This window comes from Paenibacillus sp. BK033, from assembly GCF_004345425.1.
GTDB lineage: Bacteria > Bacillota > Bacilli > Paenibacillales > Paenibacillaceae > Pristimantibacillus.
The window spans coordinates 12,647-27,118 of the sequence record NZ_SLVP01000009.1; the positions used below are offsets into that span (position 1 = coordinate 12,647).

Below are 14,472 nucleotides of genomic sequence, written 5' to 3' on the forward strand. Positions count from 1 at the left end.
GGAATAGGCCATTTGCAGCAGCAGATTTAACGACAAAAGGGGCATGAGAAACGATGGGGAAATATTTTGGTACGGACGGAGTGCGCGGAGTAGCCAATCAGGAGCTGACTCCGGAGCTTGCTTATAAAATCGGCCGCTGCGGCGGTTACGTATTAACCGGACAGGCGGATAAGCCTAAGGTGGTTATCGGTCTGGATACGCGGATCTCTGGACCGATGCTGGAGGCTGCCCTTATTGCAGGGCTTCTGTCGATTGGCGCAAGCGTTATTCGGCTTGGCGTTGTATCGACACCGGCAGTTGCTTACATTACGCGCGAGCTTAAAGCGGATGCGGGCGTTATGATCTCGGCCTCGCATAACCCGGTTCAGGATAACGGCATTAAGTTTTTTGGCGGCGACGGCTTCAAGCTGTCCGACGAGACGGAGCTTGAAATCGAGCGTCTGATTGATGCCGAGGCGGATGAGCTGCCTCGTCCAATCGGCGGCGATATCGGTGCGGTATTGAACGACGATCAAGCGAAGTTCCGTTACCTCGATTATTTAAAAACAACGATTAAGGGCGATTTCGGCGGCCTTAAAATCGTCCTCGACTGTGCGCACGGTTCCGCTTACGAGCTGGCGCCAAAAGTATTCCGCGAGCTTGGCGCGGAGATTATTACCGTAGGCGCGGAGCCGGACGGCCGCAATATCAATGCGGGCGTTGGTTCGACGCATCCGGAATATTTGCGCGAGCAGGTTCTGGCTCACGGCGCGGACCTCGGTCTGTCGTTTGACGGCGATGCCGACCGCCTGATCGCGATTGACGACAAAGGCGAGGAAGTAGACGGCGATTATATCCTCTGCATCTGCGGCGATGCGATGAAACGGGCCGGCAAGCTGAAAAACGATACGATCGTTACAACGGTAATGGCGAACATCGGCTTCTTCAAAGCGACGCAGCGCCTTGATCTGAATACGGCGCAAACGGCCGTCGGCGACCGTTACGTGATGGAAGAAATGCGCCGCGGCGGCTTTAACCTGGGCGGCGAACAGTCCGGTCACGTGATTTTCCTGGATTACAACACAACCGGCGACGGCATTCTGACGGCTTTGCAGCTGGTCGATACTCTCGTGGCATCCGGCCGGAAGCTAAGCGAGCTAAAAACGCTGATGAGCAAATATCCGCAGGTGCTGGTGAACGTTCGAGTTGCGGACAAAAGCCTGTATGCGGGGAATGAGGCAATCGTTAGCGCCACGGAGCAGGTTGAGAAGGAGCTTGGCGATAACGGCCGCGTGCTCGTCCGTCCATCCGGTACGGAGTCTCTGATCCGCGTTATGGCCGAAGGCCCGGATAAGGACCAGATCGAGGAGTATGTGGCACGAATCGTAAATGTCGTGAAAGAGCAATTAGGCTAAACGTTAGCGGGCTTAAAGCCTTTGCATACACATGCGAAAGTCTCCACGATTCCGTGGAGACTTTTACATGCGCGGCCTGGCCAATGAATATATAGGTGATGTAAGGAGATTCGTTTTCCTCGAGAGTTGGGGCAAATGTATGACTAGGCTTGGGCAATTCGGACGAGAAGGCGTATATTGTTAGGGGAAAATAAGGGCGTTGTTCGTCCTGCGTCTAAAGTTCAGGTTGCGAAACAAGTCGAAAGTGAATATGATAGGAAGTATGATTCAAGCAGGAAAGCGAGGATAGAGGTTCAAATGACGTTTTATAAGCGCCAGAGCTTCAAGGGGGATGATGCCTTTCAATCCGTTTATTTGGATGGGAAGGGTCACACGAGGAAGCTGACGAGGTGAAGGTGTTCGAATTATTCGGCGGGGACCTTCCGGTTATCGCAAAGCCAACCGAAAGCCGATACGCAAAAAGATTGGGTGACCGGTCTCACAAACGTTCGGCAGGCTTGCATGTATTGATCTTTTATTTACCACAATAGAATTTATAGTTTTTCATTGTCAGTCGAAAACTGAAATTCGATGTGGCGATAAAACCTACCGCTAGACGCGGTCGCTCATCTTTGAGAGGCCGCGATAGAGGTTTTCTCATTTCGAGGTTTTTTAAAACATGCTCCCGTATGTCTATGGTGCCGCCTTAGAGGTTGGCACGGGCAGTAGGGAAAATAACGCCTGTGCCGCATATAGGCTGGCAGCCATGGTCATAGTGGGGAGACTACTATCGATTATCGGAGGTCTTTATATATGTGTGGTATTGTAGGATATATTGGTAAACGTGATTCCCAGGATATTTTGATTGAAGGACTCAAGAAGCTGGAATACCGGGGTTACGACTCCGCCGGTATTGCGGTATTCACGACGAACGGACTGGAGATCAAGAAATCCAAAGGCCGTCTGGCTGTGCTGGAGGATAAACTGCGTGATGAGCCGCTTGCCGGGTCGGTTGGTATCGGTCATACGCGTTGGGCTACTCATGGCAAGCCATCGGACGTTAATTCGCATCCTCACACGGATAACTCGGCGAAGTTCTCGGTCGTGCATAACGGCATTGTCGAAAACTACCTGGATCTGAAAGATGAGCTGATGGCGAAAGGACATCGTTTTGTGTCGGAGACGGACACGGAGGTTATCTCGCACTTAGTTGCCGACGAATACGACGGCAATATTGTCGAAGCGGTACAACGCGCCGTAAAACGCATGCGCGGCGCATTTGCGCTTGGCGTACTGACGGAATACGAGCCAGAACGTCTGGTTGCGGTTCGTTTCGCTAGCCCGCTTGTTATCGGCATCGGCGAAGGCGAGAACTTTATCGGGTCGGATATTCCGGCAATTTTGGAGCATACTCGAAATGTATACATCTTGAACGACGGCGAAATGGCTGTATTGACACGCGATAGTGTCGAACTCATGACGACAGAGGGCGAATTTATTTCCAAGGAAATATACCATGTCGATTGGGATCTTGTGACAGCGGAGAAAGCCGGATTTGATCATTTTATGCTGAAAGAAATTTACGAGCAGCCGAAGGCTTACCGTGACACCATGCTGGGCCGCATTGCGGAAGATGGCAAGTCCGTAAACCTGAAAGAGCTGACGATGACGGCCGATTACGTGAAGTCGATCCGCAAAGTGCATATCGTTGCTTGCGGTACGGCTTATCATGCAGGCATGGTTGGCAAAACGGTTATCGAATCGCTCGCACGCATCCCGGTTGAGACCGATGTAGCTTCCGAATACCGTTATCGGTCGCCGATTATTACGCCTGACACGCTCGTTATCGTCGTTAGCCAATCGGGCGAAACAGCGGATACGCTGGCTGCGCTTCGCGAAGCGCAACGCAACGGTGCCCGCGTTCTCGCCATCACTAACGTTGTAGGCAGCTCGGTAGCCCGCGAAGCGGACGATGTGCTCGTTACTTGGGCAGGTCCGGAAATCGCGGTTGCCTCGACAAAGGCTTACACTTCGCAGCTGATTGCCTTCTACCTGTTTGGTCTGCACTTGGCGACTATCCTTGGTACAAAAGACGAAGCAACCGTTGCCGGCATCATCGCGGCTATGAACGAGCTTCCAGAGCAAGTGGAGAGCATTCTCGAAAACGCTCCGGTTCTGAAGCAAGTAGCAGAGTCGATCTCGCATCATAAGAGCCTGTTTTTCATCGGCCGCGGCGTCGACTATGCAGTCGCGCAAGAAGGCTCGCTGAAGCTGAAGGAAATCTCGTACATTCACTCCGAAGCGTATGCGGCGGGCGAGCTGAAGCACGGTACGCTGGCTCTGATCGAGGACGGTATTCCGGTCATCGCGCTTGTCACGCAAGAAGAGCTGTATGAGAAGACGCTGAGCAACATCAAGGAAGTAAAAGCACGCGGCGCTCATGTCTTTGGCCTTGCAAACGCGGGCAGCGAAGCGGAGGTAGGCAAATCGGTAGACGAATTGTTCGCGATTCCTAAAACCTTGCCGCTTCTGGCACCAGCCCTGTCGGTTGTGCCGCTGCAGCTGATCTCTTACTACGCATCGCTGGCTCTTGGCCACGATGTTGATAAACCCCGTAACCTAGCGAAGTCGGTTACGGTGGAATAAGGTTTTTAAAAGTTGTTAGGAAATAAGCCAGCAGCCCAAGGGCTGCTGGCTTTTGTTTTGCGATTTTCACGGGCAGGCTGGCATAACGAATCGGATTACCACGCGATAACGCCATGCTCATTCAGAAATTCGCCGTTGTGCCGCTTACCGTCCGTTGCGTATCCTACGATGATGGCTGCGCCTTCCGCCTTCGATTTACCGCCTTCCGCATTGCCGTTCAGATCGGTCGTCGTGAAACCCGGCGTTACGGCGAATACTTGAGCACCGCTGTTTCTTGATTCATAGGCCATTGATAGGGTCATGGCATTGTTGGCCGTTTTGGACGAATTGTAATCGAAGGCGTTTAACGTGAATTCGGCGTTTTGCATATGGTTAAGGGACGCCATGTCGGTTGATACATTGACGATCGTGCCTTCGTTATCCTTGATTAACGGGAACAAACGCTGGTTTAAACGATAGGTACCGAAGAAATTTACTTCGAAAGCGTTGCGCAGATCTTCTTCTTTGGTATCCGTAAAGGAACTGGAGAATGCACCCGGCATGCCGGCGTTGTTAATCAGCAGCTTTAACGCCGGATATTTCGTCTTGATTAGTTGCGAAGCTGTTTCAATACTCGTCAAATCAGTCATGTCGATTTGAATCCACTCCACGTCCAACCCTTGAGCGGACAGCTCGGATACGGCGGCTTGGCCCCTATGCGCATCGCGGGCTCCGAGAACTACCTGCCAGCCTTTTTCGCCCAGCTGTTTGGCGATTTCAAATCCGATTCCTTTATTCGCTCCTGTTACCAATGCGGTCTTTTTCATTAGAATCCCTCTTTCATTCCTTGTTTTTCGTTTCATGATTTATAGCTTAATATGCTACACTTAGTGTAGGTCAACAACCAAAATTCTATATACGCGAGGACAACTATGTTTACGATTGGACATGTGGCGAAGGAGACCGGATTGAATATAGGCGCGATTCGCTTTTATGAAAGAAAAGGCTTGCTGGAACCGGCTGCGCGGAACGAACAAAATAATCGGCTCTATACCGAGCACGAGCTGAATTGGCTGGTTTTCATCAAATGTCTCCGCGAAACCGGAATGAGCGTGGAAGACATTAAGCACTACTATGACATGGTACAAAGCAGAACCGCTACTCTTCCTCAAAGAATTAAGCTCATTCAAGAACAGAAGCAAAAGCTTTTGGACGATATAGAGGAGAAGAAGTCACAGCTCGCTCACTTAGAGCATAAGCTTGACCGTTATTATCGCGGTGAGAACTACTAGATACCCGGGAAGTTCATGGTCCGCCGATGTTTGAATTTTGATCCGGTCCGATGGGAGGGAATTCATGCAAGAAGCGATAATCAGGAAGCGGTGGCCTGTCATAGCGGCTGGCTGCCGTCATACCGTTGGCCTCAAATCGGATGGCACGGTTGTTGCCGCAGGCGATAATTTACACGGTCAATGCGAGGTGAACGGTTGGCGCGATATCGTGGCGGTAGCGGCTGGCAATGTTCATATGGCGGCAAACACGGGTAATGCTCATACCGTTGGTCTGGCCTCTGACGGAAAAGTAGTGGCGGCCGGTTGGAATAAGCATGGCCAATGCGAAGTAAACGATTGGCGCGATATCGTAGCAATAGCGGCAGGCTGGCGTCGTACCGTTGGTCTTCAAGCAGATGGCACAGTAGTGGCTGCGGGGCGAAATCAGGAAGGGCAGTGCATGGTAAGCGACTGGCGCGATATCGTAGCGATAGCGGCAGGAGACTGGCATACGGTTGGTCTTCAATCAGACGGCACGGTGACAGCCGCGGGTAATAACCGGTATGGGCAATGCAAGGTCGGCAGCTGGAACGATATCGTAGCGATAGCGGCAGGTTACTTACATACGGTTGGGCTTAAAGCAGACGGCACGGCGGTGGCTGCGGGCTTGAATAAGCATGGTCAATGCGAAGTAAGCAGCTGGCGCGGTGTGATGTCGATAACGGCGGGCAGTTACCATACGGTCGGACTTCAATCGGACGGCACGGTGCTGGCCGCAGGCGGGAATGAATTCGGCCAATGCGAGGTGAGCGGCTGGCGCGATATCGTGGCGGTGGCCGCGGGCTGCACGCATACGGTTGGACTTCAATCGGACGGCACGGTGCTGGCTGCGGGTAATAACGAATACGGCCAATGCGAGGTGAACGATTGGAGCGTTAACGCCAATAATGAATTTGATTCCATCGCTGAAATAAATCTGATGACGGACAGGGGACCGATACAATGATCAAAGGTTTCGGAGGAGTATTCTGGAGAACCAAAAATCTTGATACGATTAAAAACTGGTACAACGAAGCGCTGCAGCTTGAAATCGGGGATTGGAACGGGACGATGGTAAAAAACGAATCGGGAAGCGAGACGATCTTCTCTCTCTTTGCCGAGACTGACCCTTATTTCCCAACCGAACAACAAGTGATGCTGAACTTCCAAGTCCATAATCTGGACGAAACGATTAAGCATCTTGAACAGGTTGACGTACCTCTCGCAAGGCCAAAAGAGAGCAGCGAATTTGGACAGTTTGTTTGGATTGAAGATCCGGATGGCCGGCTGATCGAGCTGTGGGAGAAGTCATAACTAGGGCCAGGGATTCCTTTAAGCTAGCGTGTTTGGGCAGGAATCCCTTTAGCCTTTAAAGGGCATTTCAGTCCATGGAACCGAGCTCAGCCGACAGCTCATGAAGGATATATAGTTTCAGATGCTTCTTCACCGTTAAAACATGGGATTCTTCGGCGAATATTTGCCTTAAAAGGATACCGCCCTCAATAGAAGACATGATAAACGTTGCTGCTTCATGCGGATCAACTTCGGCACGGAATTCTTTGTTTTCGATACCGTTTTTAACAATGTCTTCAATTAGAAGAAGCAAAATGCGCATTTGCTGCTGTACTTGTTCTAACAGCCTCGGAGAACGGCCGTCATCGGCTTCAACCCCCGCGTTCATAATCGTACATCCTCCCGCCAGGGGAGAATGATCGCCAAACGAGTAATACGCTTCAATGAAGGCGAACAGCTGATCCTTAGCGGTAGTCTTGGATTGAAGCTCGCTTTCGATGCGCTCGCGCATGATGCTGCAGCATTGATCGAAAGCGAGCAGGATGATTTCTTCTTTATCTTTGAAGTGGTTATAGATTCCTCCCTTTTGCAATCCCGTTATTTCCACGATTTCGGCGAGCGAAGTCGACGTAAAGCCTCGTTGATTCATCAGCCTCGCGGCCTTTTCAATGATATGATTTCTGGTAATTTCGCCTTTTCTCAACTGAGTCACCTCTTCGTATCCGTGCGCTTATCGATTTACATTATACCTAAAACATGCGGCATGCCACAAAGAAGCACTTTCAAAGGAAAAGTGCTTCTTTGCGATTGCGATTTGCGCCTATACGGCCAAAGGCAGGATCATCCTTACCGCAGATGGATCCGACTCATGTCGATGGAAACCAGCAGCGGTTCCGCTGCCTTTTGTCCATCCGGTCCAATTGGATATACCCGGCGTTTGGTCGGCACTAAAATACCATTGACCTCTTGATAGCCGGAGGCGTAATTGGCACCCGTTGCACCGGCGCTTACTTCAACCGTATAGTCGTGCCGGCGCAGCAAGCCGTCTTCTCCGAAATAAGTGATCTGTTCGCGGCTATGAGTGGCGATACTCTCCGGGAACGTGACTTTGAGACGGCGCCAAGTCTCACCGTTCTCCTGTACAGGGGGAAGCTCTTCCGTCGCGAAGCCAGGACGCGTGTACAGGAAGGGCTGATTAAGATAAAGCCACATCGCATAGCTTGCGAAATACACCAAATGCAGCTGATCCCATTGCGTTTCCAGAACATGACCATGAAAGGCCTGGCGAGGGTTATCGCGGCTTTGCAGAGTTTCGCCAGTGCTTGCGTTCTCGATTGAAACCCGGTCCGGGGTGTAGACACTGCGTTGATCTGCCCCTGCGAATCGGTTGAAACTCACGAATTGATCGCGCGTGTTCACTTCAAGATCGTAATCGTCCAAGAGGCCGGGAACCCCTTTGAGCGGCCACAATACTCCTCCTGCGTTTACGCGGGCAGTCAACTTCGAGAATTTCTCCCATCGCTCCAACCCGCCGTGTGCGTCTAATGCAAGCTTCAATAAATCATTCATATATCTTCGTCTCCTTATGGATTGTTTTTATCGAAATAAAAAACCGACCGTTCGGTCTCATTATAATCGAGCCAAAGTTATTGTCAATTCATTTTTTTATAGATAATATCAATACGTCAGGTTTACGAAAAGAAGATCTCATAATATGCTTATTGATATACATTTTATTTATTGTCATTTTGTTAGCTGAAAGCGAGGAGATAAGGGAATGAAAGAATACGATTACGAATATGCGGACTTTATCTACTACACGCCGGGCGAGCTGGACAAGGAGGGCCGGCTGTGGCCGGTAAGGGCGGGAAGATGTCTGGCCAAGCCCCATTACAAGGTTGGACCCAAACGAATCGAGTGCTACAGCCTTCATTTCGTGCGGGAAGGGAGGCTTCGCCTCGAATATGAGGGCCGTCAGGTGGAGCTTGCGAGGGGAGACCTGTTCGTCCTGTTCCCGGACCGAACGTATTATTACGACATGCTCCCGGCGGAGCGGCCGCTTGAAATGCGCTGGCTGGCAGTCGACGGGGACCGGGTGGAGCCGCTGCTTCTGCTGGCGGGACTGACGGAGCAAGAGCCTTTCCGCAGGGGTGCCGTCTCTTCGCGGATCGAAGCTGCCGCGGACCGGGCTATCGACGCGCTGGAGCGGGTTCAGCGCTGGCGGCCGGCGGTGGCCTTGGAGCTTCAAGGGCATTTGTACGGGCTGCTCGCGGCCCTGATGCTGGAAGAAGCCGGGCAAGGGCCGGAGCTTGCGGGCTGGATCCACGAATGCGCGGAGTATATGGAGCTCCATGCGACGGAAGGAATCACGGTCCAGCAGGTTGCCGAATATGCGGGCGTACACCGTTCCTATTTTACGCAGGTATTTACCGAAGAGATGGGAATCCCCCCGATGAAATACATGCAGAAGGTTCGAATGGAGAAGGCTAGACGCCTCTTAATCGATACCCATGCGTCGGTGACGGAAATTGGGCTGTCGCTTGGTTATCCGAATCTGTATACCTTCACGCGGGCCTTCAAGACGTACTTCAAGGAATCTCCGTTGGCTATAAGAAAGGCGGAGGCTTAACCGGTCCAGCCACGCCATTCGTGTAAGCGATTGCATTTATCTCCTCGAAGGAGTTGTCCGAAATGAAGCTCTCCACCCTCAGGCGCTGGGTATCGCCGAGCCTCAGTATCCAAGGCAAAATCTTTCTGGCGTTCAGCCTTGTCGCTCTTCTCTCTATCGTCTCCATTTCCGTCATTGTCTATCTCAACATGCGGGAGACCATCAAGTCCAATGCCGTAACCTCGGTGTCGGACAGTATCCGTCAAGCCGACGAGTCGCTCAACATTATGCTGGAGGAGATCGACCGGCTTAATACGGTTGTCGTTACGAACAAAAACACCGTAATCGATACGCTGCTCAGCCCCTCGGAGGAAATCAGCTACGAATGGTTTCAGGAGCAGAAGCGAATCGAGGAATTTCTGTCCTCGTTAGTCGCGAACAAGCCTTATATCGCCCGGATCGCCGTCGTTGGTTTAAGCGGCAAGGTGTTCTTCACCGGAGGTCCGTGGCTGGACCGAAGCGTCCTCGGAACGCCCATGATGGACTATATGCTGCGCAACGGCTCCCGTCATGCGTATTTGAAGCAGACGGGCGTCACGGAGACGATAACGGTGGGCCGCGAAATCCGCTACAACCGCGAGACGATTGGCGTTGTTATGGTCGATTTGAATTACGATTTTATCCGCAAAACGTACGGAGTGAGGCCCACCGCCGACAGTATGCTGTATGTGCTGGATCAGCAGGACGAATTCGTGTACCGGTCGGACCATACGCCAAGCTTTGCCCCTTCCGATGAGCGTATCGCCGACATGAAGCGGAAATATGCCAAGCTTGGCAAGCCTGAAGGCAATGTGGAGGAAAAGGTTATTAGCGGCAGGTCCTATATCGTGGTCAGCCGGCAATCGGACCATACGGGGTGGACGACGCTGGCGCTTATTCCGACGAATTCCCTGTTCAGCGAATCGGCCCGCTTGCTCAAGCTGATTATCGAAGCCTCGGCGATTGTTCTGCTGGTCGTCCTTATTGGCTCGCTGCAGGTATCGTCGCGCATTACGATTAATATCCGGCGCTTGAAGTCGATGATGATGCTGGTCAAGGACGGCAATTTGACGCTGCCGAAGAAGGAGATCCGGGCAAAGGACGAGGTAGGACAGCTGTACCACGTATTTATCGGCATGATGGAGGAGCTGAAGCGTTTATTCGAAGGGATACGCGTCAGCGAGCAGGAGAAGCGGGAGGCCGAGCTGACCGCGCTCCAGGCGCAAATACGACCCCATTTTCTATACAACTCGCTGAATACGATCAAATATTTGGCCAAGCTCAACGGGACGCCAAACATTGAGGAAGTATCCGGTTCATTAATCGATCTGATGAGGGGCGTGCTGGGCAATTCCAACGAATATTTGACGGTGAGGGAAGAGCTGGATTATGTGCGAAGCTATATCTCTATCGTTAAATACAAATACATGGAGCCTATTCTTGTTCACGAAGAGATCGAAGATCCTTCGTTATTGGATAGCCGCGTATTAAAGCTGACGCTGCAGCCTATCGTGGAGAATGCGATTCTGCACGGCATTGGCTCGCGTGACCAAGGAGGCTTCGTCACGATACGGGTATACGAGGACAACCGCGACCTGATGATCGAGGTGACGGACAACGGAAAGGGAATGACGCCCGAGCAGGTGGAGCAGCTGCTGGGCGGACCGGGCACGAAGCCGACCTCCTCCCGGTTCAGCGGGATGGGCGTGCGCAACGTGCACGAGAGAATCGTCCGTTCGTTTGAAGCCCCATACGGCATCAGGCTGTACAGCGAGCCCGGCTTGTATACGAAAGTCGAGATTCGCTTTCCCAATCTGCGGAGCCAGGCAGGCGCCGGACAAGAGGTGAGCTAATGATGTATCGAGTGCTATTGGTAGACGATGAGCCGCTCGTCCGCAACGATCTGCGGTCTTTATTGGATTTTCGCGCACACGGATTCGAGATCTGCGGAGAAGCGCAAAGCGCGGAGTCGGCATTGGTCATGATTGGAGAGCAGCGCCCCGACGTGGCGATCCTCGACGTTAATATGCCGGGAATGAACGGCGTCGATTTGAACCGGACGATCAAACAGCGGTATCCCGCCGTCCAGACCATTATGCTCAGCAGCTATGACGATTACGACTACGTCCGGGACTGCCTGAAGAACGGCTCGGTCGATTATTTGCTGAAGCACCGGCTGGATAAAGAGACATTGCTTGCCATGCTTGAAAAAGCGGTTCAGGCAGGCCAATCAGCCGGTGCTGCGGGTGAAGCCGACGAACCGTCCGGCTTCAATGCCGAGTTGGTCAGGAATCGGATTGCCGACCTGGCCAGGGGCAAAGAGGAAGCCGCAAGAGAGCTGGAAGGATGCGTTAGGCGTTACGGCATGTACCCCCAGGCGGACTTGTATGCGGCAGCGGTCCTGCAGATCGTTCCTTTCCTGCTGCTGACGGAATCGAATACCGACGTGCAGACGAACCGGCTGGTTCAACAGGTCGTTGAGCTCATGCAGCAGAGCCTGGGAGACGCGCGCGAGCGTACGGCCGCTTACGTGGAGGACGGGCGAGTCGCGGTCGTGTTCGCCATTCGGGAGCGAAGCGAGCATGCGGCCGCAAGCGAAGCGGCCAGAAGCATGAGCAAGCTTGGCCACGCGCTTTCGATGTATTTGAATTTGAAATCGATCTATGCGGTTGGACATGTGTGCAACAGCCTCTCGCGGCTTGGGGCAAGCTACGCCTCCGCGGAGCGGGCACTCGATCCAAACGCTCAGGCCGCTCATCCGAATCCGGAGCAGCGCGGAAAAGGCACGCGGGAGAGCCGCGTCGCGCTTACGATCGAGGAGCAGAAGCAGCTGCTGCTTGCCATCGAGAGGCTGGACGGGCAAGGCGCGCAGCGTCTGATCGGTTCGGTATTCGAGCCGCTTCGCGGGCTTCCTTTACATTCGCACGCGGTACAGATGACTGTCAGCGAGCTGCTGCATATCGGCGATAAGGCATTGAAAAAGGGGAACAGGTCCCCGGTTGGGGCAGCAAAGGATGCGGATCGTCTGCCGTCGCGAGGCGAGCTTAACCGTCTTGGAAGCGTCGGAGAGCTGGAGAAATGGCTTCAGCAGTTTTATGGCGTCTTGCTCGTTCTGCTTAGGGAGCATCACGCGACGGGCAGCTATTCCCGTCATGTATCGCAGGCGATCGGCTTTATTCTGGAACGGTATTCCGGCGTCGTGACGCTGGAGCTTGCCGCAGGCTTCATCGGCTTAAACGCTTCCTATTTGAGCCGGATCTTCAAGGAGGAGACGCAGTCGACGTTCTCCGAATACGTGAATCGGGTACGGGTCGACGCAGCTCGCAGGCTGCTGGAAAGCGGCCGTTATACCATCAAGCAGGTCAGCGACGAGGTGGGCTTTTCCACGCACAACTATTTCTTCAAGGTGTTCAAGGAAGCGACGGGCATGACGCCGCAGGCGTATGGTTACAGTCTCGGAGGCGGCAAGGCAGCGGCTAAGGATTCCGTAAAATATGTGGAGTAAATAGTCATATAAGTGTAACTCGGCGCTAGGGGCCGTACTTTATAATCGTAACAACACCGATGGTAAACGCTTACAAGGGTCGGTGAATTGAAGGTCTGGAGGTATACAAACATGCGGAAAACATGGGGGAGATATGCTTTCGCCACGATGCTTGTTACCGGATTGATCGTATCCGGCTGCAGCAACGATAGCAACGGCGGCAATGAAAAGGGCGGCAGCACCGGGGACTCCAAGTCATCGGGTTCGACCGAAAATACGGTAAAAACGGAAGGATTCCCAATCGTCGATACGCCGATCAAGCTGAAAATGTTTACCCGCGTCGCGCCCGTAAACGGCCCGTTCAAGGACATGCCCGTATTCCAGGATTACGAGAAGATGAGCAACGTCCAGGTTGATTTTATCGAGGCGCCGACCGACGGCTTTGCGGAGAAGAAAAACTTGTTGTTCGCATCCAACGAGCTTCCCGATGCTTTGTACCGCTCGGGTCTGACGCAGCTGGAGACGGTCCGCTACGGAGCTGCCGGACAGCTGATCCCGCTGGAAAATCTCATTGATCAATATGCGCCTAACCTGAAAAACCTCATGGAGCAATATCCGGAGATCCGCGCGGGCATCACGACGCCGGAGGGACATATTTACGCGATCCCTGGCATTGTGACGCTAGGCTCCGCCCGGACCGACAAGAGATGGATCAACAAGGCATGGCTGGATAAGCTGGGCCTGAAGGTGCCTGAGACGACCGACGAATTGTACGAGGTGCTGAAGGCCTTCCGCGACGGCGATCCGAACGGCAACGGGAAAGCGGACGAAATTCCGATGACCGCGCGTATCGGAATGCCAATCGTCTATCAAATGGCGGGAGCATTCGGTCTTGATTCGCAGCTGGGCTACAACATTAATGTCGATAGTGACAAGGTGCATATCTGGAGCGGTGACGAGCAGTACAAAGAGCTGCTCATGTATTTGAACAAGCTCTATAAGGAGAAGCTGATCGACCCGGAGATTTTCTCCCATACGGAAGCGCAATATCTCGCCAAGCAAGGAACGGGCAATACGGGCTACTTTTTCGATCAGACGAACAATAACTTCCTGACCATTCAGGATCAGTATATAGGCATTGCGCCGCAAGCGGGTCCGAATGGCGACCGCCTGCATAGCCAGATCGCTCCGGTGCCGCGCGATTACGGAGCATTCGCCATCACGTCCGTCAACAAATATCCGGAAGCGACCATGCGCTGGATCGACTACTTCTACAGCGACGAAGGCTCAACGCTGCTGCGCTTCGGCCGGGAAGGCGAGCACTACGATCTGAAGGACGGTATCCCGTATTACAAGGAAGAGCTTCTTAACGTAGCGGGCGCCCAGGCGAAAATTACGCCATACGCCGGCGGCGGCGCGCCTCATCTCATCAGCGATAAAGTAGCTTCGTTCATCAACCCGCCTCAAGTGCAGGAGGCTTACGAGCAGCTCGAGCCGTATTTGCCGAAAATCCGCTATGCTTCGCCGCTGTTTGACGAAGCGACCGCCCAGAAGGTTAACGTGCTGCGCAATGACATCGACAAATATTTCGAAGAGCAAAGCACCAAGTTCATCGTTGGGGCGCTCAGCTTCGACAAGTGGGACGAATTCCAGTCCACGCTGAAGAAAATGAACATTGCAGAGCTTGAGAAGCTTTACCAGGATGCCTATGACAAGATGGCCAAATAAACGGGATGACGC

General features: G+C 53.0%; 12 protein-coding genes. 9 read left to right on the plus strand and 3 right to left on the minus strand.

The features are described 5' to 3' along the window. Positions 1 to 53: 53 nt before the first annotated feature. Positions 54 to 1,394, plus strand: a complete 1,341-nt coding sequence (gene glmM / locus EV294_RS24100) for a phosphoglucosamine mutase (RefSeq protein ID WP_132311515.1) — start codon at positions 54 to 56, stop codon at positions 1,392 to 1,394. 792 nt (positions 1,395 to 2,186) lie between these two features. After that, positions 2,187 to 4,019 carry a glutamine--fructose-6-phosphate transaminase (isomerizing) gene (glmS, locus tag EV294_RS24105; protein ID WP_132311517.1) on the plus strand — a complete coding sequence of 611 codons (1,833 nt, stop codon included), beginning with the start codon at positions 2,187 to 2,189 and terminating at the stop codon, positions 4,017 to 4,019. A 95-nt stretch (positions 4,020 to 4,114) separates the two neighbouring features. Here the strand turns inward: glmS and EV294_RS24110 are convergent, their stop codons facing one another. Continuing rightward, positions 4,115 to 4,825: an SDR family NAD(P)-dependent oxidoreductase gene (locus EV294_RS24110; protein ID WP_132311519.1), complete on the minus strand. Its 711-nt coding sequence runs from the start codon at positions 4,823 to 4,825 to the stop codon at positions 4,115 to 4,117. A 105-nt stretch (positions 4,826 to 4,930) separates the two neighbouring features. On the opposite strand from EV294_RS24110, the gene EV294_RS24115 reads away from it, so the two are divergent. The 3 genes from EV294_RS24115 (at position 4,931) to EV294_RS24125 (ending at position 6,622) form a co-directional block, all read left to right on the plus strand. Further along, complete coding sequence (locus EV294_RS24115) at positions 4,931 to 5,290, plus strand: MerR family transcriptional regulator (protein WP_132311521.1); 360 nt, start codon at positions 4,931 to 4,933, stop codon at positions 5,288 to 5,290. 64 nt (positions 5,291 to 5,354) lie between these two features. Further along, complete coding sequence (locus tag EV294_RS24120) at positions 5,355 to 6,275, plus strand: RCC1 domain-containing protein (RefSeq protein ID WP_132311523.1); 921 nt, start codon at positions 5,355 to 5,357, stop codon at positions 6,273 to 6,275. Further along, the gene (locus EV294_RS24125) at positions 6,272 to 6,622 is read left to right on the plus strand and encodes a VOC family protein (protein WP_132311525.1); all 351 of its coding nucleotides are present in this window, start codon (positions 6,272 to 6,274) and stop codon (positions 6,620 to 6,622) included. The genes EV294_RS24120 and EV294_RS24125 overlap by 4 nt, the downstream gene beginning before the upstream one ends. Positions 6,623 to 6,689: 67 nt before the next feature. Here EV294_RS24125 and EV294_RS24130 read toward each other — a convergent pair whose 3' ends face one another. Together EV294_RS24130 and EV294_RS24135 are read right to left on the minus strand one after the other, a co-directional pair. Next, entirely contained in the window at positions 6,690 to 7,304 is a 615-nt protein-coding gene (locus EV294_RS24130; protein ID WP_132311527.1) for a TetR/AcrR family transcriptional regulator, read from the minus strand. A 143-nt stretch (positions 7,305 to 7,447) separates the two neighbouring features. After that, entirely contained in the window at positions 7,448 to 8,170 is a 723-nt protein-coding gene (locus EV294_RS24135; protein WP_132311529.1) for a hypothetical protein, read from the minus strand. Between the two features lie 208 nt (positions 8,171 to 8,378). Between EV294_RS24135 and EV294_RS24140 the strand changes: the two genes are divergently transcribed. From EV294_RS24140 to EV294_RS24155, 4 genes are all read left to right on the plus strand, one after another. Then, the gene (locus EV294_RS24140) at positions 8,379 to 9,230 is read left to right on the plus strand and encodes a helix-turn-helix transcriptional regulator (RefSeq protein ID WP_132311531.1); all 852 of its coding nucleotides are present in this window, start codon (positions 8,379 to 8,381) and stop codon (positions 9,228 to 9,230) included. 62 nt (positions 9,231 to 9,292) lie between these two features. Then, complete coding sequence (locus EV294_RS24145; protein WP_132311533.1) at positions 9,293 to 11,101, plus strand: cache domain-containing sensor histidine kinase; 1,809 nt, start codon at positions 9,293 to 9,295, stop codon at positions 11,099 to 11,101. Continuing rightward, positions 11,101 to 12,753 carry a response regulator gene (locus EV294_RS24150; protein WP_243711779.1) on the plus strand — a complete coding sequence of 551 codons (1,653 nt, stop codon included), beginning with the start codon at positions 11,101 to 11,103 and terminating at the stop codon, positions 12,751 to 12,753. The genes EV294_RS24145 and EV294_RS24150 overlap by 1 nt, the downstream gene beginning before the upstream one ends. A 111-nt stretch (positions 12,754 to 12,864) precedes the next feature. Further along, positions 12,865 to 14,460, plus strand: a complete 1,596-nt coding sequence (locus EV294_RS24155; protein ID WP_132311535.1) for an extracellular solute-binding protein — start codon at positions 12,865 to 12,867, stop codon at positions 14,458 to 14,460. The last annotated feature ends 12 nt before the right edge of the window (positions 14,461 to 14,472 follow it).

Bases quoted from the DNA above. Each gene is read 5' to 3' on its own strand.
- EV294_RS24110 (WP_132311519.1), bottom strand. From the start codon at position 4,825: ATGAAAAAGACCGCATTGGTAACAGGAGCGAATAAAGGAATCGGATTT.
- glmS (WP_132311517.1), top strand. From the start codon at position 2,187: ATGTGTGGTATTGTAGGATATATTGGTAAACGTGATTCCCAGGATATT.
- EV294_RS24125 (WP_132311525.1), top strand. From the start codon at position 6,272: ATGATCAAAGGTTTCGGAGGAGTATTCTGGAGAACCAAAAATCTTGAT.
- EV294_RS24155 (WP_132311535.1), top strand. From the start codon at position 12,865: ATGCGGAAAACATGGGGGAGATATGCTTTCGCCACGATGCTTGTTACC.
- EV294_RS24145 (WP_132311533.1), top strand. From the start codon at position 9,293: ATGAAGCTCTCCACCCTCAGGCGCTGGGTATCGCCGAGCCTCAGTATC.
- EV294_RS24115 (WP_132311521.1), top strand. From the start codon at position 4,931: ATGTTTACGATTGGACATGTGGCGAAGGAGACCGGATTGAATATAGGC.
- glmM (WP_132311515.1), top strand. From the start codon at position 54: ATGGGGAAATATTTTGGTACGGACGGAGTGCGCGGAGTAGCCAATCAG.
- EV294_RS24120 (WP_132311523.1), top strand. From the start codon at position 5,355: ATGCAAGAAGCGATAATCAGGAAGCGGTGGCCTGTCATAGCGGCTGGC.
- EV294_RS24150 (WP_243711779.1), top strand. From the start codon at position 11,101: ATGATGTATCGAGTGCTATTGGTAGACGATGAGCCGCTCGTCCGCAAC.
- EV294_RS24135 (WP_132311529.1), bottom strand. From the start codon at position 8,170: ATGAATGATTTATTGAAGCTTGCATTAGACGCACACGGCGGGTTGGAG.
- EV294_RS24140 (WP_132311531.1), top strand. From the start codon at position 8,379: ATGAAAGAATACGATTACGAATATGCGGACTTTATCTACTACACGCCG.